Genomic DNA, 22,031 nt, shown 5'->3' on the forward strand with positions numbered 1-22,031 from the left:
GAGGAGTCGCTGAAGGCTATGAAAAAGAAGAACTACGCGCTGCTCAGCGCCTTTCTGTTCCTCTACTTCTTCGCCCAGGCGATGAGCATCTCGCTGCTGGCCCTGTGGCTCAAGCGCACCCTCGGCCTGACCGGCGCCCAGACCGGCGTGGTGTTCTCGGCCAACTTCGTCTTCGCCATGGCCTCGCAGCCGATCTACGGCTTCCTGTCCGACAAGGTCGGCTTTCGGAAGACCATCCTGTGGGTGATCGCCGCCCTGGTGATGCTGTCGGGCGCCTTCTTCGCCTTCGTCTACGGCCCGCTGCTGAAGACCAACATCCTGCTGGGCGCGGCGCTGGGCGGGCTCTATCTGGGCGTCACCTTCATCGCCGGAAGCTACGCCCTGGAATCCTATGTCGACCGCGTCGGCCGCAAGGACGGGTTCGAGTACAGCCGCGCCCGGCTGTGGGGCTCGCTGGGCTTCGCCTTCGCGGCGTTCTTCTCGGGCCGGCTCTACAACATCGACCCGCTGATCAACTTCTCCCTGGCCTCACTGGCCGGCCTTCTGCTGCTGCCGATCCTGGCCATGACCCGGGTCGAGGGCGCCGCCGACGAGCAGGCCCGCTCGGAAAGCCTCAAGCCGCTGGACGCCCTGGCCATCCTGAAACTGCCCAAGTTCTGGGGCTTCATGGTGTTGATCCTGGGGGTGACGAACCTCTACCTGGTCTTCGACCAGCAGTTTCCCGCCTACTACGCCTCGCAGTTCGCCGATCCCAAGCACGGCGCGGCGATGTTCGGCTACCTCAACTCGGCCCAGATCTTCGTCGAGGCGGGGATGCTGTTCGTGGCCCCGTTCATCGTCAACCGCACGGGCGCGAAGAACGGCCTGTTGCTGGCGGCCGCGATCATGATCTTCCGCATCGCTGGCTCGGGCCTCGTCGAGGGGCCGGTGGCGATCTCGGCGATGAAGATGCTCCATTCGCTGGAGCTGCCGATCCTGGCGGTGTCGATCTTCCGCTACATCGCCGCTCATTTCGAGGCCCGGCTGGCCTCGACCCTCTACCTGGTCGGGGTCAGCTTCGGTCACTCTCTGGGCCTGGCCGTCCTGTCGCCGCTCGTGGGCAAGTCCTACGACCTGATCGGCTTTCCCCACACCTACCTGCTGATCGCCCTCGGCGCGGCGCTGTTCTGGACCGCCTCGCTGTTCACCCTGTCGCCGACGGCCACCTCGGCGAACAGGGCCGACCCAGCGCTCAAGACCGCCCTCCCCGACGCCGATCTAGCCAAGGTCGACTGAATCCATGTCCCCGACCTCTCCCTTGCCGACCACCGAAACACCCGCCCGCGAGCCGCTGAGGCTGCGGGAGACCTTGGAACGCCACGCGCCCGACCGCGCCGCCCTGGACGCCATCCTGGCCGCGGTGCTGGAGCGCATCGACGCCAACCTGGCGGTGTTCACCGACGCCTTCCCGGCGCCGTCCAGCACCGGCGGGGTCTATCCCGCCATCGACAATGTGGAATGGACCAACGGCTTCTGGACCGGCATGCTGTGGCTGGCCTACGAGGTCAGCGGCGAGGCGCGCTACCGCCAGGCCGCCGAACGGCAGGTGCAAAGCTTCAAGGACCGCGTCGATCGCCGGATCAACGTCGATCACCACGACCTGGGCTTCCTCTATTCGCTGTCGTGCGTGGCGGCCTACAAGCTGACCGGCGACACCATGGCGCGCGACGCCGCGCTGGCGGCCGCGCGCCTGCTTCTGGCCCGCTACCTGCCCCAGGCGGGCATCATCCAGGCCTGGGGCGACCTCGACGATCCCGCCCAGGCCGGCCGGATGATCATCGACTGCAACCTAAACCTGCCGCTGCTCTACTGGGCCAGCCAGGTGACCGGCGACCGGGCCTTCGCCGACGCTGCCGACCGCCATATCGAGCAGGCCGCCCGCCATATCGTGCGGCCCGACAGCTCGACCTTCCACACCTTCTTCATGGATCCCGTCACCGGCGCGCCACGGATGGGCAAGACCCACCAGGGTCACAGCGACAGTTCCTGCTGGGCGCGCGGCCAGGCCTGGGGCATCAGCGGCTTTCCGCTGGTCCATCGCTACAAGGCCGATCCGGCGCTGCTGGCCCTCAGCGCCCGCCTGGCCAACTATTATCTCAACCGCCTGCCGGCGGACCTGATCTGCTGCTGGGACCTGGTGTTCACCGCCGCGCCGCACGAGCGCGACAGCTCGGCGGCGGCGATCGCCGCCTGCGGCCTGCTGGAGCTGACCCGAGGACTGCCCCTGACCGATCCCGACCGCGCCGCCTACGAGGGCGCGGCCGTGGCGACCGTCCAGACCCTGGGAACGCGCTACCTGCTGCCGCACGGACCGCCTGGTACGGGCGTCCTGGCCCACGCGGTCTATCACATGCCCAACGGCGTGGGCGTCGACGAGGCCTGCATCTGGGGCGACTACTTCTTCCTTGAGGCCCTGGTCCGGCTGACGCGCGCCTGGGAGCCCTACTGGTGATCCAGGTCGGTGTCGATTTCGGTGGGACCAAGGTCGAGGCCGCCGCCCTGGACGCCCATGGCGCCTATCTGGCGCGGGTGCGAGCCCCCAATCCCGGCGCCTATGAGGCGGCCATCGAGACCGTGCGCGACCTGATCGCCCAGGTCGAGCAGCAGGCCGGCGGCCGCGGCACGATCGGCGTCGGCGCGCCCGGCTCAATCTCGCCGACCACCGGCGTGATGCGCAATTCCAACTCGGTCTATCTGAACGGCCGCACCTTCCGCGAGGACCTGACCGCCGCCCTGGGCCGTGAGGTGCGCCTGGCCAACGACGCCAACTGCCTGGCCCTGTCCGAGGCGGTCGACGGGGCCGCCGCCGGGGCGCGCGTCGCCTTCGCCATCATCCTGGGCACCGGGTGCGGCGGCGGCCTCGCCGTGGACGGACGCCTGGTCGAGGGCCCCAACGGCGTCGCCGGCGAGTGGGGCCACATCCCCCTGCCCTGGCCGACGGCGCAGGAGCTTCCGGGCCCGCGGTGCTGGTGCGGCCAGCACGGCTGCCTGGAGATGTGGGTGTCGGGCACCGGCCTGCAGCACGACTTCGCCGCCGCCACCGGCCTCCGGGCCACGGGCGAGGCGATCATCGGCCGCTTCCGCGAGGGCGAGCCCGCCGCCGTCGCCGCGTTCGACCGCTATGTCGACCGGCTGGGCCGGGCCATCGCCGTGCTGGTCAACATCGCCGATCCCGACGTGCTGGTGCTCGGCGGCGGCCTGTCCAATGTCGGCGAGATCTACGAGCGCCTGCCGGCCCTGATCGCGTCCCGGGTGTTCTCCGACCGCTGGTCGGCCCGCATCGCGCCGGCCCGCTGGGGCGACGCCTCGGGCGTGCGCGGCGCCGCGCGGCTGTGGAACGACCATCCCAACATCCAGGCGGCCATTCTGGCGCCAGCTTAGGTTACGCCTTCACGGCATGGCGGCGCGGCGGGGCCTTGGTCGGCGCCGGGCCCGACGAGCCGCGCTTGACCAGGGTGAACTTCATCAGCTGATGGGTCGGGCCGGGCGTGTTTCCGGCCCGTTCGGCCTTGATCTCATCGACGATCAGCGACACCGCCGCCCGGCCCATGGCGCTGATCGGCTGGTGAATGGTGGTCAGTTCGGGCCAGACGGTGCTGGCGATCGGCGTGTCGTCGAAGCCGACGACGGTCAGGGCCTCGGGCACGGCGATCTGCAGCCCGTGGGCCACGGCCAGGGCGGCGGCGGCCATGTCGTCGTTGCTGGCGAACAACGCCGTGGGCCGCTCGTCCGGGCTGAGCAGCAACTCGGCCGCGGCCAGACCCGAGCGATAGGTGAACTGGCCCTGCACCACCCAGTCGGGATCGACCGGCAGGCCGGCGGCGGTCATGGCGTCGACGAAGCCTTCGTAGCGCAGTTGGGTGGGCGTGTGCTGCGGATCGCCCTTGACGAAGCCGATCCGCGAATGGCCCAGCTCGATCAGGTGACGGGTCATGGCCGCCGCGCCCTGGTAGTCGTCGATGCGCACCGACGAGACGTCGTGCATCGGCCGGGCCGTGGCCAGGGCCAGGACCTTCACGCCGGCTGCGTGAAGCATGTTGATGGTCGGGCGGGAGTCGCAGAGCGGCGGGGGCAGGATCACCCCGTCCACCCCCTGGTCCAGCAGGCGGCGTACGGCGGCCTTCTGGCTGGCCAGGCCGGTCGAGCGCTCCAGCACCAGTTGGGTGCCCAGCCTGGAGCTCTGCTCGATGCCGCCCAGCATGACCTCGCTGAGGTAGGAGGCGCTGGGGTTGCTGTAGAGCACGCCGACGCGCGGCCCCGTGCTGCCCGCCCGGGTGTTGCGCGCCGCCAGGTTGGGCGAGTAGTTCAGCGCCTTGATCGCCGCCTGCACCCGCTCGCGCATGGCGTCGCTGACATAGCTGTTTCCGTTGACGACGCGCGACACGGTCATCGAGGCCACGCCGGCGTAGCGCGCCACGTCGTGGATGGTCACCGCTCGCCCGGACTCCGCCGCCGGGGGCGTTTCGACTTTGGTCTTGCCCTTGGCCAAGTGCGGGCTCCTTGAGCGTTGTGGACGAGAGGGTCGCGGCCATGATCCGCGCCCCGCCAAGGGCGAGCGGCCGGCCGCGCCAAGCTGCCGACCGATTCCAGCGCCTCTCGTTCGTTATCGATAACTTCTCAGTCCCAGAAGGGCTTGGCAAGTTTTCGTCGGGCGCCGCGGCGGCGTGAATCGGGCCCTCGCGCCGCCACGGCGCGATCTCATCCCCGCACGAAGATGTTCCGCAGCCACTGCGACCCGGCCTTGGCGGCCTGGCCCCAGTCTTCGTTGTCGTCCAGCGCCTCGGGCTTGTAGCCCCACGGATTGAACAGCTTCAGCCGGTTGACCTTGAAGGCCGCGACGTCACGGGTGACCAGGGTCAGGCCGTGCTCCAGGGCGGTGGCCGCCAGCAGGGCGTCGCGGGCGTCGGTCAGCGGCAGGCGGCCTCGCCCCCGGACCACGGCGGCGTCGACCGGCAGGATGCGGCCCTCGAAGGCGACGACGACCTGGTCGTTCAGCCAGGCGCGCAGGGCCAGGCCTGCCGCCTTGTCCTTGCGCTCGACCCGCGCCGCGCCGGTCTCCAGCTCCAGCAGGGTGATCGCCGAGATGAACAGGCTGGACCGGGCCTGGGCGGCCGCCCAGCCGGCCAGGCCTGGGTCGGTCCCGCCGCCCTTGGCCTTGCGCAGTTCAAGGACGATGTCGGTGTCCAGCAGGTACATCAGCCACGCCGATCCCAGGCTTCGTCCGACCGCGTCTCGGCCACGTCCAGGGCGACCGGCGCGGCCATGGCCAGCAGGTCGACGATCGTCTCGCTCTGGCCCGACAGCTTGCGATAGGCCTCAATGCTCATCAGCACATGGGTGGTCCGGCCCCGGTCGGTGACGAACACCGGCTCGATCCGCGCGGCGCGCTTGGCCTGGCTGACATCCTGGTTGAAGTCACGACTGGAGATGACCTTCATGTGCCTACATACCTACATTGACAAGGCTGTCTTGTAGGCACGTTACTACGTTGTGGCGTTCGGGCAACAGGAAATTCGCCAGCAAAAACAATCTTCTGTACAGCGGCGTCAAAAACACGATTTCGGCTTGCGGCGAAAATCCAATTCTGCGCGGCTTGGGTCCAACGGCGAACCAACGCCGAGAGGATTCACAAGGGGGGACACACTTGTCCGACATCGTATCCAGCCTCGTCAGCACCGTGACGGGCGTCCTGAACCCGCACGGGCCGGCCACCAAGGTCGCCGCGCACAGCTTCACGCCCGGCGATTTCAGCGTGCACTTCTTCCTGCAGCTGGCCGTCATCGTCCTGGCCTGCCGCGTGGTCGGCTGGCTGGGTCAGAAGCTGCTTCGGCAGCCGCAGGTGGTCGGCGAGATGATCGCCGGCGTGGTGCTGGGCCCGTCCCTGCTGGGCCTGCTGTTCCCGCACTTCCAGGGCATGCTGTTCCCCAAGGAAACCAAGAACGTGCTGTATGTCGGCGCCCAGCTGGGCGTGGGGCTCTACATGTTCATGGTCGGCACCAGCTTCCAGGCCGACCACTTCAAGGCCAAGGCCAAGAGCGCCATGAGCGTGTCGTTCGCCGGCATCGCTGCGCCCTTCCTGATCGCCGCGATCATCACGCCGTTCCTGCTGAAGGTCCCCGGCCTGTTCGCCCCGACCATCGGCCAGGGCGCCGCCACCCTGTTCATGGGCGCCTGCATCGCCCTGACCGCTTTCCCGATGCTGGCCCGGATCATCAACGAGCGCGGCCTGGCCAGGACCTCGCTGGGCACCCTGTCCCTGACCGCCGGCGCCTTCGACGACGCCGTGTCGTGGTGCGTGCTGGCCGTGGTCCTGGCCACCTTCGGCGGCGGGCCCGGCGTGGCGGTGCTGGCCATCGGCGGCGGCCTGGCCTGGGTCGCGTTCGTGACGATCCTGGGCCCCAAGATCCTGGCGCCGCTGGGCCGCATGGTCGAACGCGAGGGCCAGATGAGCACCTCGGTCCTGGCCATGATCATCCTGGCCTTCTGCGTCTCGGCCTTCCTGATGGACGCGGTCGGCATTCACGCCATCTTCGGCGGCTTCATCCTTGGCGTCGTGATGCCGCGCGGCTTGCTGGTGCAGGAGCTGAAGAAGAAGGTCGAGCCGATCGCCGTCGTCCTGCTGCTGCCGATGTTCTTCACCTATTCGGGCCTGAACACCCGGATGGACATGGTCAACTCGCCGACCCTGCTGCTGATCGCCCTGGGCGTTCTGGCCTGCTCGATCCTGGCCAAGTGGGGCGCCTGCTACGCCGCCGCCCGCCTGACCGGCGAGAACCACGCGACCGCGATGGGCATCGGCGCCCTGATGAACTCGCGCGGCCTGATGGAGCTGATCATCATCAACATCGGCCTGCAGAAGGGCATCATCGGCCCGACCCTGTTCTCGATGCTGGTGCTGATGGCGATCGTCACCACGGTGATGGCCAGCCCGCTGTTCGAGGTGGTCTACGGCAAGAAGGCCCGGGAAACCGGCGAGCTGGACGCCATCGACGGGGCCATCGCCAAGGCCGCCTGATCCGGCCTCAAAAGTCGCTTCCCTGCCCTCGCTCCCTGACCGGAGCGAGGGCTCCTTTTTGCGCGGTCCCCGACGCCCCTCAGCGGGTGTCGGCCCAGTTGTTGTAGATGTTGTAGGCCGAGACGATGTCCTGGTAGTCGTCGGCCAGTTCGGGGCCGATCGCCGGATTGCGGCTCTGCTGCTCGTACAGGGTCACCGTGGCGGCGGTCAGGCCGTCCTGCGCCGTATAGGCGTCCAGCAGCTGGGCCTCGGACGGCGTGGCGTGCTCGGTGAGCCAGGCCTTGGCCTCGTCGGTCAGGCGGCCCGTGCCGGCGTCCACCAGCTGGCCCGAAAAGTCCTTCACCGCCGTGCCGATCGGACCCGCGCCGAACAGCTGGCCCAGCGCCCCGGTCACCGCGTCGTTGGCCTTGCTGGGCAGAGGCAGGGCGGTCAGGGCCAGGTCGACGGTGAAGCCGATCAGTTCCTCCCGCTCGGCCTTCTCGGCGGCGATGTCGCTCTGGATGTTGCGCACGGCTTCCACGGTGGTGGCGCTGAGCAGGGCGATGCGCTGTTCGGACAGGTTGCCAGGGTTGGTGCCGCTTTCGACGATCGCGCGCTGGTCGCCGATATAGTCCAGCACCTTGTCGCGCACCGCGGCCCCGCCGATCACGTCGGACGCGAACATCGTCCGCTGCAGGAAGCCGGAGAAGGTGTCGAGATTGTACTGCCACTGGTTCATGTCGGTGTCGCGGTAGTGCTCGGACTCCACGTCGGGATTGGTGAAGTGGTCGAGCACCGCGTCGGCATGGCTGACGAAGGCGCCGGTGATCGCCTGGGTGCGCTCGGTGGTGGCCAGGCTCTCGTGGGTGTTGGACAGCTCGGGCGGGTTGGCGATCAGGCCGGTCAGCTCGGTGGCCAGCCAGTTCGAGGCCTCGGTGGCCAGGGGCGGCACGAGATGGGTCGGGACGTTGCCGCGATAGCCGTCGGCCGCCTGGGCCAGGGCGATCACCGGATCATCGATGGCGTAACGGCTGGCCTGCTCGTCGCCGCCCCACATCTCGGTAATGCCCTGCAGATAGGGTTCCGACGTGTAGAGCCCGCCCTGCGCCGCGTACTGGGCGAAGGCGCGGAAGCCTTCGGGATTGGCGCCATAGCGATCGAACAGGACCTGCGAGGCCAGCTCGCGCGGCGCGGCCCTGTCCGCCAGGATCTGGGTCGCGAAATGGGCGGCCGCGTCGCGGACATCGTAGTTCTGCTGCTTGGGGTTGTCGACATAGGTGTCGATCAGGTGGTTGGCGTAGTTCTCGCGGAACGCGGCGACCTCGGGACTGGGCGAGGACCCGAAGAACTCCAGGAACTGGTTGATGTTGTCGGCGTACTGGTAGGCCGCCGGCAGGCCGTCGACCTCCTGGTGCGGCGCCAGGCCGGTGTTCTGGACCGGGATCTGGTCGAAGGCCAGGCTGGTCGTGATCGAATAGGCCGCCTGGCCCGGCTCGATGGGAATGGCGCCCTTGTTGAACCCCAGGGCGACCGCCTCGGCCAGGCCCGCCCGCTCGTTGTCGGTCAGCCAGCCGTCCTTCACCAGCGTGTTGACGCTCTCGGGGTTGAGCCAGCCGTTCAGCGCCTCGGGATCCTTGGCGAACACCTCCCGCACCAGGGCCTCGCGCTGGTCGGCGGGGGCGGCGTTGTAGGCCGTGGCGAAGGCCTGGGCCTTGGCCCGGTCGTCGGTCTGGCTGGTGACCCGCTGGGCCTCGCTCTGCGGCGTGACCTGGGTCGCGACCTGGCTGGCGATCTGGGCCGAGAGGCCATGGTCGACCGGGCTGGTCTGGGATGTGGCGGTCACCGAGCCGCCGCCGTCCGCGCTCAACATGGATGGGCTCCTTCCACGGAACGCGAAGAGCCTGCGCCCCCGCGCCGGGAAGAAACAGCTGGGGAATACCCTAGTGTCCCCGCCCGTCGTCCTCAGGCTGGCTCGAGCGACCGGTCGAAGCCGAAGCGGTTGATCTGGGCGATCAGGTCGCGGTGGCTGGGCAGGTCATGGGTGGCCCGTTCGCCGAAGTTGCGGATCTTGGCGAACAGCTTCTCGGCTCCCGCCACGTCCGGGAACTCGTCGCGGCCCGGCGACAGGTCGGTTTTGAAGCCCATGCCGTACAGGATGTACTGGTAGTTGAAGAAGGCGAAGGTCTCCAGATCCAGGATGAAGTCGTAGCGGGTGGGCGGCCGCCAGCGCCACTGCTCCAGCAGGTCGACCAGCCGCTCGGGCATGGTGGCGGGGTCGGCGTTCTGCCGCCAGAACGGCTCGCTCCGCCGGCTCAGGCAGTAGTGCAGCTTCAGGAAGGTGATGATGTTGTCGTAGCGGGCGGTCATCAGCTCGTTGAAGCGCAAGGCCGGGGCGCTGATCGGGCCGTTGTGCGGGAACAGCTCGGCGATGATCGCCACGGCCGCCTCGATCAGCACCACCCCGGTGGACTCCAGCGGCTCCAGGAACCCCGCCGACAGGCCCACCGCCACGCAGTTCTTGACCCACTGCCGGGTGCGATAGCCGGCCTCGAATGACAGCGCCCGGGGCGCGATCTCGACGTCCCGCCCGACATAGTCGCCCAGGATGGCCAGCGCCCGGTCGTCGTCGACATGGTCGCTGGAATAGACGCAGCCGACGCCGCGCGCGTCCTTCAGCCCGATGTCCCAGATCCAGCCGGCCTCGTGGGCGGTGGCGATCGTGAAGCTCTGGATCGGGGCGTCGGGACGGTCGTAGGACGCCTTGCAGGCCAGGGCGCGGTCGGCGAACAGGATCGGCCGCGCCGACTTGAACGGCGCCTTCAGCGCCTTGCCGATCAGCTCGGCGTGGAAGCCCGTGCAGTCGATATAGAGCTCGGCCTCCAGCCGGCCGTGCTCGGCGCAGACCACGTGGTCGATGGCGCCGGTCGCATCCAGCTCGACCTGGGTCAGCCGGCCCTGCAGGTGGCGCACGCCCAGCTCGCGGGCCCGCTCGGCCAGCACCTGGGCCAGCTTGGCGGCGTCGAAATGGTAGGCGTAGTTCAGCGGGCCGGAGAAGTTGCCCTCGTGCGGGCGCTTGGGCGCGCGCTGGGCGTCGGCGACCCGCGCCTGGATGGTCATGGCCTCGGCGAACGGCGCGCGGGTGGCCTCGTTCTGCAGCAGCCAGTACGGCGCCAGGCTGGCGCCGTCGGTCGAGAACGGGGCCTCGAACGGATGGAAGTACTGGTGACGCTCGCCGTTTTCGGTCGGCGCCCAGGCCCAGTCGTTGAAGCGGATGCCCTGCTTGAAGGTGGCCGAGGTCTCGCGGATGAACCGGGCCTCGTCGACGCCCAGGAACTGCAGGGTCGTGCGGATGGTCGGGAAGGTGGCCTCGCCCACCCCGATGATCCCCACCTCGGGCGATTCCAGCAGGGTGATCTCCAGATGCGCCTGTTCGGCGATCCGCAGCGACTTGGCCAGGTAGGCGGCCGTCAGCCACCCGGCCGCGCCGCCGCCGACGATCAGGATTCTGCGTCTACGATCCATGCCGCCTTGATAGCGCCCTCCGCGCCAAAAGCGGAAAGCAAAGTTCTGGAGACGAAACCGAGGCTACCGCCCCGGACGCGCGAAGGCGGCGACGCGGGCGTGCTGCTGGTGCACCGGATTGTCGCCCGCGTAGGACGCCGGCCCCGTGCGGAAGCCGCTGACATGGCTGGACAGGTCCGCGGCCTCCACGCGCAGGGCGCGGGTGGCCTCGGTCGACTGCTGGACCATGGCCGTGTTGCGCTGGGTCACCTGGTCCAGCTGGTTGACCGCCACATTGACCTGGCCCAGCGCCGAGGCCTGCTCGTTGGCCGAGGCGGCGATCTCGTCGACCAGGGTGTCGATCACGCCCACCTTGTCGACGATGCCGCGCAGGGCCTGGTTGGTCTGGCCGACCAGATCGACGCCCTCGCCCACCTGGCGGCTCGAATCGGCGATCAGGGTCTTGATCTCCTTGGCGGCGTCGGCCGAGCGCTGGGCCAGGGCGCGAACTTCCTGGGCGACGACGGCGAAGCCGCGGCCGGCGTCGCCAGCTCGGGCGGCTTCCACCCCGGCGTTCAGGGCCAGCAGGTTGGTCTGGAAGGCGATCTCGTCGATCACGCCCAGGATCTGCGAGACCTTGGCCGAGGAGGTCTCGATCTGGGTCATGGCCTCGGCGGCGCGGGTGACGATCGCGCCCGAGCGCTGGGCGTCGGCGGCGGCTTCGCTGACCTGGGCCGAGACGGCCTTGGCGCTCTTGGCCGTGCGCTCGACCGTGGCGGTCAACTGCTCGACGGCGGCGGCGGTCTGTTCCAGGGTCGCGGCCTGGTGTTCGGTGCGCTGGGCCAGGTCGTCGGCCGCGTGGGCGATGCCGTCGACGCCCGAGCGGATGCCCGAGGTGGCGCGCTCGACGGCCTTGACCGTATCGGCCAGGGCGGCGGCGGCGTGGTCGAAGTCGGCCTTCAGGCTGAGGAACTCCGGCGACAACGCGCCGTCGACCCGGGCCGACAGGTCGCCGGCCGCCAGGCGTGACAGGGCCTGGCCCACGGCGGCCACCGCCGCGGCCTGGCGCTGCTCGGCGGCCTGGCGTTCGGCGGCCATCCGCTCGCGCTCCTCCTGCAGGGTGTCGAGATAGCTGGAGATCGCCAGGTCCATGTCCAGGAAGGTGGCCTTGACCAGGGCCACGACCTGGTCGGCGACCTCGCCTTCGCCCTTGCCGCCGAACAGGCCGCCCTTGGCGCGCTTGGCCAGCACCGCGCGGATCAGGTGCTCGGCCACCAGGGCGTAGCCGCCGATGTACCAGCGGGGCTCCAGCCCGGCGCGGACATGGGCCTGGCCGACGCGTTGCACGCCGTCGGCGTAGTCTGGGCCGAACTCGGCGCTGGCCAGCTTTCGCCAGTGCTCGCCCTGGCGGGCCTGGGCGGCGTCCATCTGCGTGCGGCTGGCGAACAGGTCACGCATCTCGGGATAGGCGCGGACCTGGTCGTAGAAGCTGTCGAGCGCGGCCTGGATCTCGCCGTCGACCATCGGCTTGGCCGCCTTCAGCGCCGCCCGGGCGCGGTGGTCGAACCGCATGAAGGCCATGCGCTGGTCGAGTTGCTGATTGACGCTCATGCCACGGCCCCGAGTCCCGAAATCCACAAGGTCGAGAGAAGTGACCGATTTTGGTTAACCGAGGTTTGAAATCCACGCCCCTTAAGGGCTCAAGCGTTCGCCGTCGCCGACCACGGCGAGCACGCGTTCGGCCGCCACGGCCGCGCCATCCGGACGCATGGCGGCGGCCACGGCGGCGGCCCGGGCGCGGGTCTCGGGCGCCAGGACCGTGTGGAGCGCGACCGACAGGGACTCGACGCTGGGCGTGGGACCGTCATGGGCGACGCCGACGCCCAGTTCGGCCACCCGGCCGGCGAAATAGGGCTGGTCGGCGATCTGCGGAACGACCAGCTGGGGCGCGCCGGCCCGCGCGGCGGTCGTCGTGGTGCCCGCGCCGCCGTGGTGCACGACCGCCGCCACGCGGCCGAACAGCGCCTGCTGGTTGACCTCGCCGATCTCGAAACAGTCGTCCCGGTCGTCGCCCAGGGACGCCTCGGCCCAGCCGTGAGCCAGCAGCACCCGCCGACCGTGGGCCCGGGCCGCCTCAATGGCCGCCCGGGCGGCCGCCTTCAGGGCCTCCATCGGCATGCTGCCGAAGCCGACATAGACCGGCGGCGGGCCGGCGGTCAGGAAGGCCTCCAGGGCGAACGGCAGCGGGCGGTCGTCGGGCAGGACCCACGCGCCGGTCTGCACCACCTCGCGCAGGGGCGTGGGACGCCAGGGGCTCAAGACGGGATCCGAGGCCAGCCACGGCCGGTCGGTGAAGACGTGGTCGCGCACATTGTCCACCGGCGGCAGGCCGTTTTCGGCGCGCAGGGCGCCGAACGCCGTCCCGAAGATCGCGTTCATGGCCTCGGCGTTCCGCGCCCACAGCACCTGGTTGTCGGTCACCTCCGCCGGAACCGGGTGACCGGGAAACGGCAGCGGCCGGTAATGGGTCGACGGCAGGAACACCGGACAATAGGCCGCGTAGACGTAAGGGACGCCCCGCAGTTCGGCCACGCAGCGGGCGGCGGCGGTGGACGGGAACAGGCCCGCCGCCAGGATCGCGTCGCAGCCCTCGGCCGCCGCCGAGATCGCCGCGAACTGGGCGGTCAGCACTCCCGCCGCGCGCTGGGACAGGTCCATCGGCGGCCGGTTGGCCAGAGCGTCGGCCACCCACCGGCGCACCGGCGTGAAGGCGGGGGCCAGGGGCGCGCCGGCCCGCGAAACCAGCGCGACGAATTCGGGATCCGGCGGGGCGCACACCACCGCCTCGGCGCCCCGCGCCCGCAAGGCGGAGGCGAGGCCCGCCATCGGCTCGACATCCCCGCGCGATCCAAAGGTCGACAGCAACACCCGCATCTCGTCCTCTCCTTGGTTGAGGACGCTACAGACTGCGCATAAATCGCCTCCTGCCAATTCTTGAACGAAACGGGTTCATCCCCAGATCACCATCAGGCGGGGACGAGGCGCGCCGCGGAGCAGGCCTTTTTCTCCGGTTGGCGCCGGCGCGACGCCTATGCCGTCCAGAGGTACCGCCAGGTCTCGGAAATCACCCGATCGCCCCGGGTCAGCCGCAGCGACAGGTCGATGTCGGCCGCCTTGGGCCGCACGCCGAAGGCCGCGCGGGCCGCCGCCTCGTCCGGATAGGGCGACAGGTCGCGCCAGGCGATCTCGCCGCCCTCCGCCTGGAGGTCCAGGGTCACGCCGTCCAGCCCCTCGGCCAGGGCGCCGCCCTGCAGGTCGACGGTGAACAGGCGCAGGCCGGCCTGGGCGTCGGCCCCCGTGCGGGTGCGGAACACCCGGGCGTCGGGGCTGGCGAAGCGCTCCTGGCCCCAGTGCAGGCGATAGCGCAGGTCGACCTGCGACCCGGCCGCCCAGGGCGTCTTGGGCCGCCAGAAGACGGCGATGTTGTCGTCGGTCTCCTTGGTGGTGGCCAGCTCGGCCAGATGCACCGCGCCCTCGCCCCAGGCGTTCAGGGGCTCGACCCACAGGCTGGGCCGCAGGTCGTAGCGGGCCTGCAGGTCGCCGAAGTCCTCCAGCGCCCTGGCCCGCTGCACCAGGCCGAAGCCCCTGGGGTTCTCGTCGGGGAAGTGGCTGAGGCGGTGAGCCTTGGGGTTCTGCAGCGGCCGCCAGAGGTGCTCGCCCTTCCCGGTCCAGATCGCCAGGCCGTCGCTGTCGTGCACGGCGGTGCGGTAGTCGGGGACCGGCGACGGGTCGGCGACGTTGAACAGGAACATGCTGCTCATCGCCGCCACGCCGGCCTTGACCATGTCGGCGCGGGGAAAGACGCTGGCGGCGACGTCGAAGACCACGTCCTCGCCAGGCCGGATCGTGAAACTGTAGGCGCCGGTGCAGCTGGGGCTGTCCATCAGGGCGTGGACGACCACCGCCTCGCCGTCGGCCGCCTGGCCGGCGCCCTGAGGCCGCTCCAGCCAGAAGGCGATGAAGTCGGGGAATTCCTCGTTCGGCTCGCCGGCCCCGATCGCCAGGCCGCGCGCCGACAGACCGTAGCGCTGGCCCCGGCCCAGGGCGCGGAAGTAGCTGGCGCCCTGGAACACGGCGACCTCGTCCTGCTTGTCCGGCTCGTTCAGGGGCCACAGCAGCCGGAAGCCGGAAAAGCCGTTCCAGGTCTTGGCGACGTCGGCGTGCTCGCCCGGGATCTCGAACATCGCCGGGTCGAACGCGATCGGCCGGGCCGCGCCGGCGACCACCTCGTAAAGCGGCAGCGGGCGCGGATACAGCCAGGCCGGCGGGAAGAACTCGGCCCGGAAGGCGGTCGGCCCCTCCCTCCACAGATCGGCTTCGGACCGGAAGCGGATACGGAAATAGTCGTCGTAGGTCAGGCCCGTCATCGTCGGCGGGGCCGGCGGCTTGGCATAGGGCGCGACCGCCAGGGCGCGGGCCTTGTCGCGCAGCCCCTCGACCGAGAACGGCTGGCTGGCGTCGTCGACGGCGGCGGGCGTCGAAACCGTGGGGACCTGGGCGGCGGCCAGGCGCGGCGCCATGGCCAGGACGGCGGACAGCGAAAGCCGGCCGAGCGTAGCGCGGCGGTTGATCGGACTGGAGAACATTCGGGCCTTTTAGAGCAACGCCCCCGTTGCAGGCCATACAACGCACCTTTGGCGACAAAGCTCCGCGCATTCGCCCTATTCCTGAACACAGGCCCAGAAGGCCGCTGGCGCGACGCGTCGCACCCGCCTATTCCTAGTGCAGTAAGCGTTGCAACAAGCCTGGCCTTGGCACGTTTGGGCTTGGTCGAGCGTCTTGGTAAGTTCGACGGCGGATGACAGGGACCGACGAGACTTCATGGGCGTTCCGGCTGATTTCACCCTCAAGGAGACCGCCGGTCACAAGACCGCTGTGCTCTCGGGGGACTGGACCGCGCGCGGCATGGTCGACGCCGGCGAGCGCCTGGTCCAGGCGATGGAAGGCTCACGGACCGTCGACCTGGACCTGCGCGAGATCACCCGCTGCGACACCGCCGGAGCCTACGCCATCCTCCGCGCCGCCGACGGCCGGATCGGCACGGGCAAGATCCAGGCCGGGCCGCGCACGCAGCGCCTGCTGCAGCTGGTCGACGACGCCATCCAGGTCGAGCCCGAGGCCGCGCCGCCGCGCAAGGGCTTCCTGGAGGTGCTGGAGCGCATCGGCCGCGGCGTCTACGGCCTGGCCGACGACCTCTACAGCACCCTGGCGTTCCTGGGCCACCTACTGGTCGCCATCGGCCGCTGCATCGCCAAGCCCAGCCGCATCCGCTGGGCGCCGGTGGTGGCCCTGGCCGAGCGCGCCGGCCTGGACGCGATCCCGATCGTGGCCGTCACCACCTTCTTCATCGGCGCGGTCGTGGCCCTGCTGGGCGCCAACCTCCTGACCCAGTTCGGGGCCCAGGTGTTCGCCGTCGAGCTGATCGGCATCTCGGTGCTGCGCGAGTTCAACATCCTGATCACCGCCATCCTGCTGGCCGGCCGCTCGGCCTCCAGCTTCGCCGCCGAACTGGGCTCGATGAAGATGAACCAGGAGATCGACGCCATGCAGGTGATGGGGGTCGACCCGTACGAGGCCCTGGTCCTGCCGCGCTTCGCCGCCCTGCTGATCACCATCCCCCTGCTGACCTTCGTGGCCACCTTGGCGGGCCTGGGCGGCGGAATGCTGGTGACCTGGACGGCGCTGGACCTGTCGCCGACCTTCTTCCTGCAGCGGATGCAGGACTCGATCGGCGTGCAGCACTTCTGGATCGGCCTGTCCAAGGCCCCGGTCATGGCCATGGTCATCGCCGCCATCGGCTGCCGCCAGGGCATGGAGGTCGGCAACGACGTGGAGTCCCTGGGCCGGCGCGTCACCGCCGCCGTCGTCCACGCCATCTTCGCGATCATCTTCATCGATGCGATCTTCGCCCTGATCTACATGGAGCTGAACCTGTGAGCCCGGCGAAGACTTCCCGGGCGACCGAGGACGAGCCCCCCTCGACCGCCGAGGCCCCGCCGATCCGGGTCACGGGCCTGGTCTCGCGGTTCGGCGACAACGTCATCCACGACGGCCTGGACCTGACCGCCGAGCGCGGTGAGGTGCTGGGCGTGGTCGGCGGCTCGGGCGCGGGCAAGTCGGTGCTGCTCAACACCATCATCGGCCTGAAGATCCCCGACGGCGGCTCGGTCAAGCTGTTCGGCCAGGACATGGCCGACGCCTCGCGCCGCCGCTGGAACGTGATCGAGCGCCGCTGGGGCGTGCTGTTCCAGCAAGGGGCGCTGTTCTCGAACCTGACCGTGCGCGAGAACGTCGCCGCGCCGCTGCACGAGCACACCCGCCTGCCCAAGGGCGAGATCGAGCACCTGGCCGACCTGAAGATCGCCCTGGTCGGCCTGCCCGCCCGGGCCGGCAACCTCAAACCCGCCGAGCTGTCGGGCGGCATGCGCAAGCGCGCCGGCCTGGCCCGCGCCCTGGCCATGGACCCCGAGCTGCTGTTCCTGGACGAACCCACCGCCGGCCTCGACCCGATCAGCGCCGCGGCCTTCGACACCCTGATCAAGGACCTGTCCGACAGCCTGGACCTGACGGTGTTCATGATCACCCACGACCTGGACACCCTCTACGAGATCACCGACCGCATCGCGGTGATCGCCGACAAGAAGGTGGTCGCCACCGGCTCCGTCCAGGAGCTGGAGAAGACCGACCACCCGTGGATCCAGGAGTACTTCATGGGACCGCGCGGCCGCGCGGCCGCCGGCCAGGCGACGCCGGCCCAGTCGACACCGAGGACGAGCTGATGGAAAGAAACGCCAACTACGCCCTGGTCGGCGCGGCCACGCTGATCCTGTTCATGGGTCTGCTGGTCTTCGCCGTCTGGCTGGCCAAGCTGAGCTTCAACCAGGAATACGACCTGTACGACGTGCTGTTCGTCGGCCCGGTGCGCGGCCTGTCGGACGGCGGCGAGGTGCACTTCAACGGCATCAAGGTCGGCGAGGTCACCAAGATCGCCCTCGACAAGTCCGACCCCAACCGCGTGATCGCCCGGGTGCGCGTCACCTCGGACGTGCCGATCAAGACCGACAGCTTCGCCACCCTGGAGCCCCAGGGCATCACCGGCGTCAACTACGTGCAGATCACCGCCGGCGCGCCGTCCAAGCCGCTGCTGAAGAGCACGGTCCGCAGCGGCGAGGTGCCGGTGATCCGCAGCCAGCGCAGCGCTCTCTCCGACCTGCTGGAAGGCGGCGGCACGGTGCTGACCCGCACCATCGAGGCCCTGGACCGCGTCAACCGCGTGCTGTCCGACGACAACGTCAAGACGTTCAGCGCCTCGCTCAAGGACGTCAAGTCGGTCACCGCCGAGCTGCGCGAGCGCAAGGCGATCATCGCCGACGCCCAGAAGGCCCTGCAGAGCCTGGAGGCCACCTCGACCAAGATCGGCCAGCTGTCGGACTCGGCCAACGGCCTGGCCAACGGCGACGCCAAGCGCACCCTGAAGAACCTGGGCGACGCCGCCGAGGAGCTGAAGGCCACCGCCAAGGACGTGCGCGGCATGGTCGGCAAGCTGGAAGGCCCGACCAGCGACTTCGCCAGCACCGGCCTGCCGCAGCTGTCGTCGGCCGTCGTCACCCTGCAGTCGGCCGCCGAGTCCCTGGACCGGCTGGTCAGCGAAGTCGAACAGAACCCGCGCGCCCTGGTCGGCAAGGCGCCGGCCAAGGAACTGGAGGTCAAGCCGTGATCAGCCCCCTGCGCATCCCCCTGCGGTCGCTGACGGTCGCCGCCGCCGCCCTGGCCCTGACCGGCTGCATCAGCCTGTTCCCCAAGAGCGAGCCGGCCGGCCTCTACCGCTTCGGCCACGCTGCGGCCGAAAGCTCGCGGCCGGCCAGCGACAAGAGCTTCGGGGTCTTCAAGACCCCGACGGTCTTCACCCGCGCCGCCATGAGCGACCGCCTGCTGTCGGTGACCAACGGCGAGGCCGCCTACATCGCCGACGCCCGCTGGGTGTCGCCGGCCATCGTGCTGTTCGACGAGGCCGTGGCCCGGGCCTTCGAGTCCGACGCCAGCCCGGCCCGGCTGGTCACCCGCGGCGAGGCGCTGAAGGCCGCCATGGCCCTGCGCCTGGAGGTCCGCTCGTTCGAGACCGACTATGTCGACGGCCCCAAGGCCGCGCCCGAGGTGCTGGTCGAGATCCGCGCCGTCATGACCCGCAGCAACGACCGCGCCCTGCTGGGCGACAAGGTGTTCGTCGCCCGCGTCAAGGCCGCCGACAACCGCCTCTCGGCCATCGTCCCCGCCTACGACCAGGCCGTCGGCCAGGCGCTGTCGGAGATCGTCGACTGGGTCGGCGAGGCGGGGGCGAAGCTGCCGGCGGGGTAGGGGTTGGGGGCTTTTGACTCTTCTCCGACCTTGGGATGGTCCGCTTTCGGGCGCAGCGGTCGGTGGAACGACGGAGCTAGATCAGCATTGCTAAGCGCCCGAGAGAAAGGTCAAGCTACAACCCGAGGCGATCAAAGAAGCGTCTAAGGGGAACGCATGCTGACAAGAGGGTCCGAATGCCGGCGATGGGAGCCGCACATCCATGCGCCTGGCACGGTGTTGAATAACGAGTTCAGAGGCCCAACGGCGTGGGAAGACTATCTAGCGGCGCTTGCGGGTGAGGCTGGGGCGCTAGCCCCCTGCCCTTAGCCCTGACTCGTTTGCGTGACCGGAGACCGATCTTGCCGCCCCAGCCCTTGTCGAGCTACCGACGCAGTATTCCGATTTTCACCTCGGCACATCATGCCTGTGACAAGCGACCTGAGCATGCTGTCCTGGCTGCCAAGATTGTCGGGTTGTCAGCCTCTATCGATGCCCGTTTCGGCTCAATGTTGGTGACCTTCCTCGGGTCAACTGCCACGCCATCGTTTGCGATGTACGAGGCCATTCATCAAACGGCCAAGACTCAGGCGCTTCGCGCTGCGGCGCGGGTTGCGCTCGATCCAGAAGGTCACGACGTCTTCCAGGCTTTGATGACCTTGGCCAAGGCGGCCGACAAGCACCGTAATCGGCTTTCCCATTGGCTCTGGGCATACTCGGAAGCCATTGAGGATGGGCTGCTGCTCATCGATCCTGAAGCGAACTTCGAGTTTCTTGTCGAGATTGCTGGACGGCTAGAAAACGGAGATCAGTACGGAGAAGGTATCGAGCTCGATTACTCGCGCGTGTTGGTCTATCGCCGCGAAGACTTGATAGCCGTGATCGATCAGTTTGAGCGGATCGCGGAATGGCTGAGCACCTTCCACATCCACCTCGTTCCGTCGCCGTCGCATTCCGCCCCGGGCCTGCGCTGGCATCAGTTGGCGACGTCGCCGGAAATGCTGGATGCGCTAAAACGGGTAAGGGGAGGTCGCGAAAGCGGCCCGCCCAAACCGCCCGCGCCGTTTCGCTCACGGCCGATTAAGGCGAATAACAAGAAGAAGTAGACGCTATTTTCCGTAGCTGAGGCGCTGATGAAAGCTCTGATCTCCAAGCCGGTGAACGATCTCCAGCGCCAGTTTAATGACCTCTGCGAGAAGGGCGGGGGCGTCAAAGGCGGCCCGGTTCGCGGGAAGACGTTGGATCTCCTAAAATTCTACGGTCAGACGTTGAACAAGGGTGCCAGCGAGGAAATTCTGGAGCATCTCGCGGCCTTCCCCGTCGCCAACCCGTGGCACGTTTGCTTCGCACTCGGCCTGTGCTGGGGCCACTTGGCGCAGGTCGATCTGACATTCACCGAAGCGGCCGTCGGCGCGCTGGAACACATCAACGATGACGACCTGAAGACGGCAGGAAGCTTCTGCCTCGAACGGGGGCCGGAGCCAATAATCAACTCGCTAAGGGGTGGTAACGCGCTCTTCCGGAGGGTTGTGCTGCCGTCGTCCTTGCCCGACACTCTGGAACGCTTTGATAGGGCGCAGCAGCGCTGGCTCGGCCCCATTGTGCACCCCACCGACCGGCCGCCCTATATCGGGAGTTGGAACGCGACGGCCATGTTCATGACCGCGCTGTTCGCCAATCCAGCTCTAGCGGCGACGCAAATGGAGCCTAAGCCTGTCCTGCCGCCCGGAGGTCCGATCTTCACCGGCCTGTCAATCCTCCACGACGCCGGACTGGTGACGACCCCGCCAGACACTGCTGGCATCGATGGCGCGTCATTTGAGCCCGGCGTGCTCTACGCGAACAATTCGCTACTTCAGTCACTGCTCGCGGGGTGCACTGGGTGGTCGCTGACCGATGTCCACAGCGGGGTTTATCTGCTTGGGACCCGACATCAGGCGTCTAATAGCTGGATCAAGGCCAAGGGGGTAACCGCGCCTACGTAGTGGATTTTGCTCGACGCTGAGGCTGCCTCAAAAGCGACTCGGGACGGCCGGCTCACGACGTGACCCCCATGACGCTCCGTCGCGCGCGTGTGGGCGAACCGCCCTAGGGCCGTTGTCAGCGCGGTTCAAGGAAGAACGCCATTGGCATCCGGTCTAGATAATGCTCGGCGTTAGACATTAGCACCTGTCGATTGACGGTAGAGGCGTAGATTCCCTGTACCGGCGCGGCCACGCGCCTTCAGGATGGCGTTGACGCTGAGACCGGCGTCGAACGTCCGGAGCCTGGATAGATGTCAATGTCGGGAGTTGGCGCCGCCTCCCCCCTACAACCCCGCCAACGGCTCGACCACCGCCCCATACCCCGCCTCCGGCTGGATGCGCAGGGACGCCCCGTCGACCCAGGGTTCGACCGTGACCAACGGGCGGGTCCGCGCCGTGTCGATGGCGGCCGCGGCGTTCGGGCTCTGCGCCAGCAGTTGCAGGTTCATGCGGGTGGGGAAGATCACCTTGCGCCGGCCCGAGGCGGCCAGGTCCAGGGCCTGGCCGGGCGCGATCCATTCGGCGTCGACCGCCTCGTGGCCGTCGCAGACCGCCAGTTGCGCCACCGGGGCGTGGGCGACGTAGAACCAGGTGTCGAAGCGCTTGGCGGTCAGCGGCGGGGTGATCCAGCGGGCGAAGATCGTCAGGGCGGCCAGGTCCAGCTTCAGGCCCAGGTCGCGGACAACGTCGAGGAAGGCGGTGCGGTCGTCGGCCACCGCCGCCCGCACGTCGATCGCCGCCTCGCCGGCGTAGGTCCGGCCGTCGGCGTCGCGGGCCAGCAGCACGCCGGCCTCCTCATAGGCCTCGCGGAGGGCGGCGATGCGCAGCGGCGCGCCGTCCTCGCCGACGCTGTCCCAGCCGGTGGCGTGGTCGGCCCAGGCCGGGTCGTGGTCGCCGGCGTGGGTCTTGCCGCCGGGAAAGACCAGGGCGCCGGCCGCGAAGTCGATCTGGTGGTGGCGCTCGACCATCAGCACCTCGAAGCCGGGCCCAGGGGCTGGCGCGTCGCGCAGCAGCAGGATGGTGGCGGCGGGGCGGATGAGGTCGGCGGCGCGCTCGGTCATCGCATGAGCGTGGCGCCG

At 69.2% G+C, this 22,031-nt stretch carries 19 protein-coding genes; 10 read left to right on the forward strand and 9 right to left on the reverse strand.

Annotated elements, in window-relative coordinates:
* The first annotated feature begins 18 nt into the window (after window positions 1-18).
* Genes EV278_RS06570 through EV278_RS06580 form a run of 3 tightly spaced genes read left to right on the forward strand, consistent with a single transcriptional unit; the run spans window position 19 to window position 3,420 of the window.
* Window positions 19-1,275: an oligosaccharide MFS transporter gene (locus EV278_RS06570; protein WP_132088327.1), complete on the forward strand. Its 1,257-nt coding sequence runs from the start codon at window positions 19-21 to the stop codon at window positions 1,273-1,275.
* A 4-nt stretch (window positions 1,276-1,279) separates the two neighbouring features.
* Window positions 1,280-2,491: a glycoside hydrolase family 88 protein gene (locus EV278_RS06575; protein WP_132088330.1), complete on the forward strand. Its 1,212-nt coding sequence runs from the start codon at window positions 1,280-1,282 to the stop codon at window positions 2,489-2,491.
* Window positions 2,488-3,420, forward strand: a complete 933-nt coding sequence (locus EV278_RS06580) for an ROK family protein (protein WP_132088333.1) — start codon at window positions 2,488-2,490, stop codon at window positions 3,418-3,420. The genes EV278_RS06575 and EV278_RS06580 overlap by 4 nt, the downstream gene beginning before the upstream one ends.
* Window position 3,421: 1 nt before the next feature.
* On the opposite strand, the gene EV278_RS06585 is transcribed toward EV278_RS06580, so the two are convergent.
* The 3 genes from EV278_RS06585 to EV278_RS06595 all read right to left on the reverse strand — a co-directional run bounded on the left by EV278_RS06585 (window position 3,422) and on the right by EV278_RS06595 (window position 5,477).
* Window positions 3,422-4,528, reverse strand: a complete 1,107-nt coding sequence (locus tag EV278_RS06585) for a LacI family DNA-binding transcriptional regulator (RefSeq protein WP_243692109.1) — start codon at window positions 4,526-4,528, stop codon at window positions 3,422-3,424.
* A gap of 209 nt (window positions 4,529-4,737) precedes the next feature.
* The gene (locus EV278_RS06590; RefSeq protein WP_132088336.1) at window positions 4,738-5,235 is read right to left on the reverse strand and encodes a type II toxin-antitoxin system VapC family toxin; all 498 of its coding nucleotides are present in this window, start codon (window positions 5,233-5,235) and stop codon (window positions 4,738-4,740) included.
* On the reverse strand, window positions 5,235-5,477 hold the full coding sequence (locus EV278_RS06595) for a type II toxin-antitoxin system Phd/YefM family antitoxin (RefSeq protein ID WP_132088339.1): 243 nt from the start codon (window positions 5,475-5,477) through the stop codon (window positions 5,235-5,237). The genes EV278_RS06590 and EV278_RS06595 overlap by 1 nt, the downstream gene beginning before the upstream one ends.
* Window positions 5,478-5,683: 206 nt before the next feature.
* On the opposite strand from EV278_RS06595, the gene EV278_RS06600 reads away from it, so the two are divergent.
* Window positions 5,684-7,054 carry a cation:proton antiporter gene (locus EV278_RS06600; protein WP_132088342.1) on the forward strand — a complete coding sequence of 457 codons (1,371 nt, stop codon included), beginning with the start codon at window positions 5,684-5,686 and terminating at the stop codon, window positions 7,052-7,054.
* Between the two features lie 79 nt (window positions 7,055-7,133).
* On the opposite strand, the gene EV278_RS06605 is transcribed toward EV278_RS06600, so the two are convergent.
* The 5 genes from EV278_RS06605 to EV278_RS06625 all read right to left on the reverse strand — a co-directional run bounded on the left by EV278_RS06605 (window position 7,134) and on the right by EV278_RS06625 (window position 15,180).
* Window positions 7,134-8,903: a hypothetical protein gene (locus tag EV278_RS06605; RefSeq protein WP_132088345.1), complete on the reverse strand. Its 1,770-nt coding sequence runs from the start codon at window positions 8,901-8,903 to the stop codon at window positions 7,134-7,136.
* 92 nt (window positions 8,904-8,995) lie between these two features.
* A complete protein-coding gene (locus tag EV278_RS06610; protein WP_132088348.1) occupies window positions 8,996-10,555 on the reverse strand; it encodes a tryptophan halogenase family protein in 1,560 nt (519 codons plus the stop codon).
* A 63-nt stretch (window positions 10,556-10,618) separates the two neighbouring features.
* A complete protein-coding gene (locus tag EV278_RS06615; protein ID WP_132088351.1) occupies window positions 10,619-12,145 on the reverse strand; it encodes a globin-coupled sensor protein in 1,527 nt (508 codons plus the stop codon).
* 81 nt (window positions 12,146-12,226) lie between these two features.
* Window positions 12,227-13,468 carry a glycosyltransferase gene (locus EV278_RS06620; protein WP_132088353.1) on the reverse strand — a complete coding sequence of 414 codons (1,242 nt, stop codon included), beginning with the start codon at window positions 13,466-13,468 and terminating at the stop codon, window positions 12,227-12,229.
* Between the two features lie 155 nt (window positions 13,469-13,623).
* On the reverse strand, window positions 13,624-15,180 hold the full coding sequence (locus tag EV278_RS06625) for a glucan biosynthesis protein G (RefSeq protein WP_132088356.1): 1,557 nt from the start codon (window positions 15,178-15,180) through the stop codon (window positions 13,624-13,626).
* 235 nt (window positions 15,181-15,415) lie between these two features.
* Here EV278_RS06625 and EV278_RS06630 point away from each other — a divergent pair, with 235 nt between their 5' ends.
* From EV278_RS06630 to EV278_RS06655, 6 genes are all read left to right on the forward strand, one after another.
* Window positions 15,416-16,531: an MlaE family lipid ABC transporter permease subunit gene (locus tag EV278_RS06630; RefSeq protein ID WP_132088359.1), complete on the forward strand. Its 1,116-nt coding sequence runs from the start codon at window positions 15,416-15,418 to the stop codon at window positions 16,529-16,531.
* A 62-nt stretch (window positions 16,532-16,593) separates the two neighbouring features.
* Window positions 16,594-17,373 carry an ABC transporter ATP-binding protein gene (locus tag EV278_RS06635; RefSeq protein ID WP_132088765.1) on the forward strand — a complete coding sequence of 260 codons (780 nt, stop codon included), beginning with the start codon at window positions 16,594-16,596 and terminating at the stop codon, window positions 17,371-17,373.
* The gene (locus EV278_RS06640; RefSeq protein ID WP_132088362.1) at window positions 17,373-18,311 is read left to right on the forward strand and encodes an MlaD family protein; all 939 of its coding nucleotides are present in this window, start codon (window positions 17,373-17,375) and stop codon (window positions 18,309-18,311) included. Before EV278_RS06635 ends, EV278_RS06640 begins: the two co-directional genes overlap by 1 nt.
* On the forward strand, window positions 18,308-18,949 hold the full coding sequence (locus EV278_RS06645) for an ABC-type transport auxiliary lipoprotein family protein (protein WP_347812818.1): 642 nt from the start codon (window positions 18,308-18,310) through the stop codon (window positions 18,947-18,949). The genes EV278_RS06640 and EV278_RS06645 overlap by 4 nt, the downstream gene beginning before the upstream one ends.
* A 341-nt stretch (window positions 18,950-19,290) precedes the next feature.
* Window positions 19,291-20,034 carry a hypothetical protein gene (locus tag EV278_RS06650; protein WP_132088365.1) on the forward strand — a complete coding sequence of 248 codons (744 nt, stop codon included), beginning with the start codon at window positions 19,291-19,293 and terminating at the stop codon, window positions 20,032-20,034.
* Window positions 20,035-20,061: 27 nt separating this feature from the next.
* A complete protein-coding gene (locus EV278_RS06655) occupies window positions 20,062-20,913 on the forward strand; it encodes a hypothetical protein (RefSeq protein ID WP_132088368.1) in 852 nt (283 codons plus the stop codon).
* Between the two features lie 323 nt (window positions 20,914-21,236).
* On the opposite strand, the gene EV278_RS06660 is transcribed toward EV278_RS06655, so the two are convergent.
* Entirely contained in the window at window positions 21,237-22,013 is a 777-nt protein-coding gene (locus EV278_RS06660; protein WP_132088371.1) for an NUDIX hydrolase, read from the reverse strand.
* Window positions 22,014-22,031 lie beyond the last annotated feature (18 nt).

This window comes from Caulobacter sp. BK020 (assembly GCF_004342605.1).
GTDB lineage: Bacteria > Pseudomonadota > Alphaproteobacteria > Caulobacterales > Caulobacteraceae > Caulobacter.

Bases quoted from the DNA above. Each gene is read 5' to 3' on its own strand.
- EV278_RS06610 (WP_132088348.1), bottom strand. From the start codon at position 10,555: ATGGATCGTAGACGCAGAATCCTGATCGTCGGCGGCGGCGCGGCCGGG.
- EV278_RS06605 (WP_132088345.1), bottom strand. From the start codon at position 8,903: ATGTTGAGCGCGGACGGCGGCGGCTCGGTGACCGCCACATCCCAGACC.
- EV278_RS06660 (WP_132088371.1), bottom strand. From the start codon at position 22,013: ATGACCGAGCGCGCCGCCGACCTCATCCGCCCCGCCGCCACCATCCTG.
- EV278_RS06655 (WP_132088368.1), top strand. From the start codon at position 20,062: ATGAAAGCTCTGATCTCCAAGCCGGTGAACGATCTCCAGCGCCAGTTT.
- EV278_RS06590 (WP_132088336.1), bottom strand. From the start codon at position 5,235: ATGTACCTGCTGGACACCGACATCGTCCTTGAACTGCGCAAGGCCAAG.
- EV278_RS06625 (WP_132088356.1), bottom strand. From the start codon at position 15,180: ATGTTCTCCAGTCCGATCAACCGCCGCGCTACGCTCGGCCGGCTTTCG.
- EV278_RS06570 (WP_132088327.1), top strand. From the start codon at position 19: ATGAAAAAGAAGAACTACGCGCTGCTCAGCGCCTTTCTGTTCCTCTAC.
- EV278_RS06630 (WP_132088359.1), top strand. From the start codon at position 15,416: ATGGGCGTTCCGGCTGATTTCACCCTCAAGGAGACCGCCGGTCACAAG.
- EV278_RS06595 (WP_132088339.1), bottom strand. From the start codon at position 5,477: ATGAAGGTCATCTCCAGTCGTGACTTCAACCAGGATGTCAGCCAGGCC.
- EV278_RS06620 (WP_132088353.1), bottom strand. From the start codon at position 13,468: ATGCGGGTGTTGCTGTCGACCTTTGGATCGCGCGGGGATGTCGAGCCG.
- EV278_RS06575 (WP_132088330.1), top strand. From the start codon at position 1,280: ATGTCCCCGACCTCTCCCTTGCCGACCACCGAAACACCCGCCCGCGAG.
- EV278_RS06640 (WP_132088362.1), top strand. From the start codon at position 17,373: ATGGAAAGAAACGCCAACTACGCCCTGGTCGGCGCGGCCACGCTGATC.
- EV278_RS06615 (WP_132088351.1), bottom strand. From the start codon at position 12,145: ATGAGCGTCAATCAGCAACTCGACCAGCGCATGGCCTTCATGCGGTTC.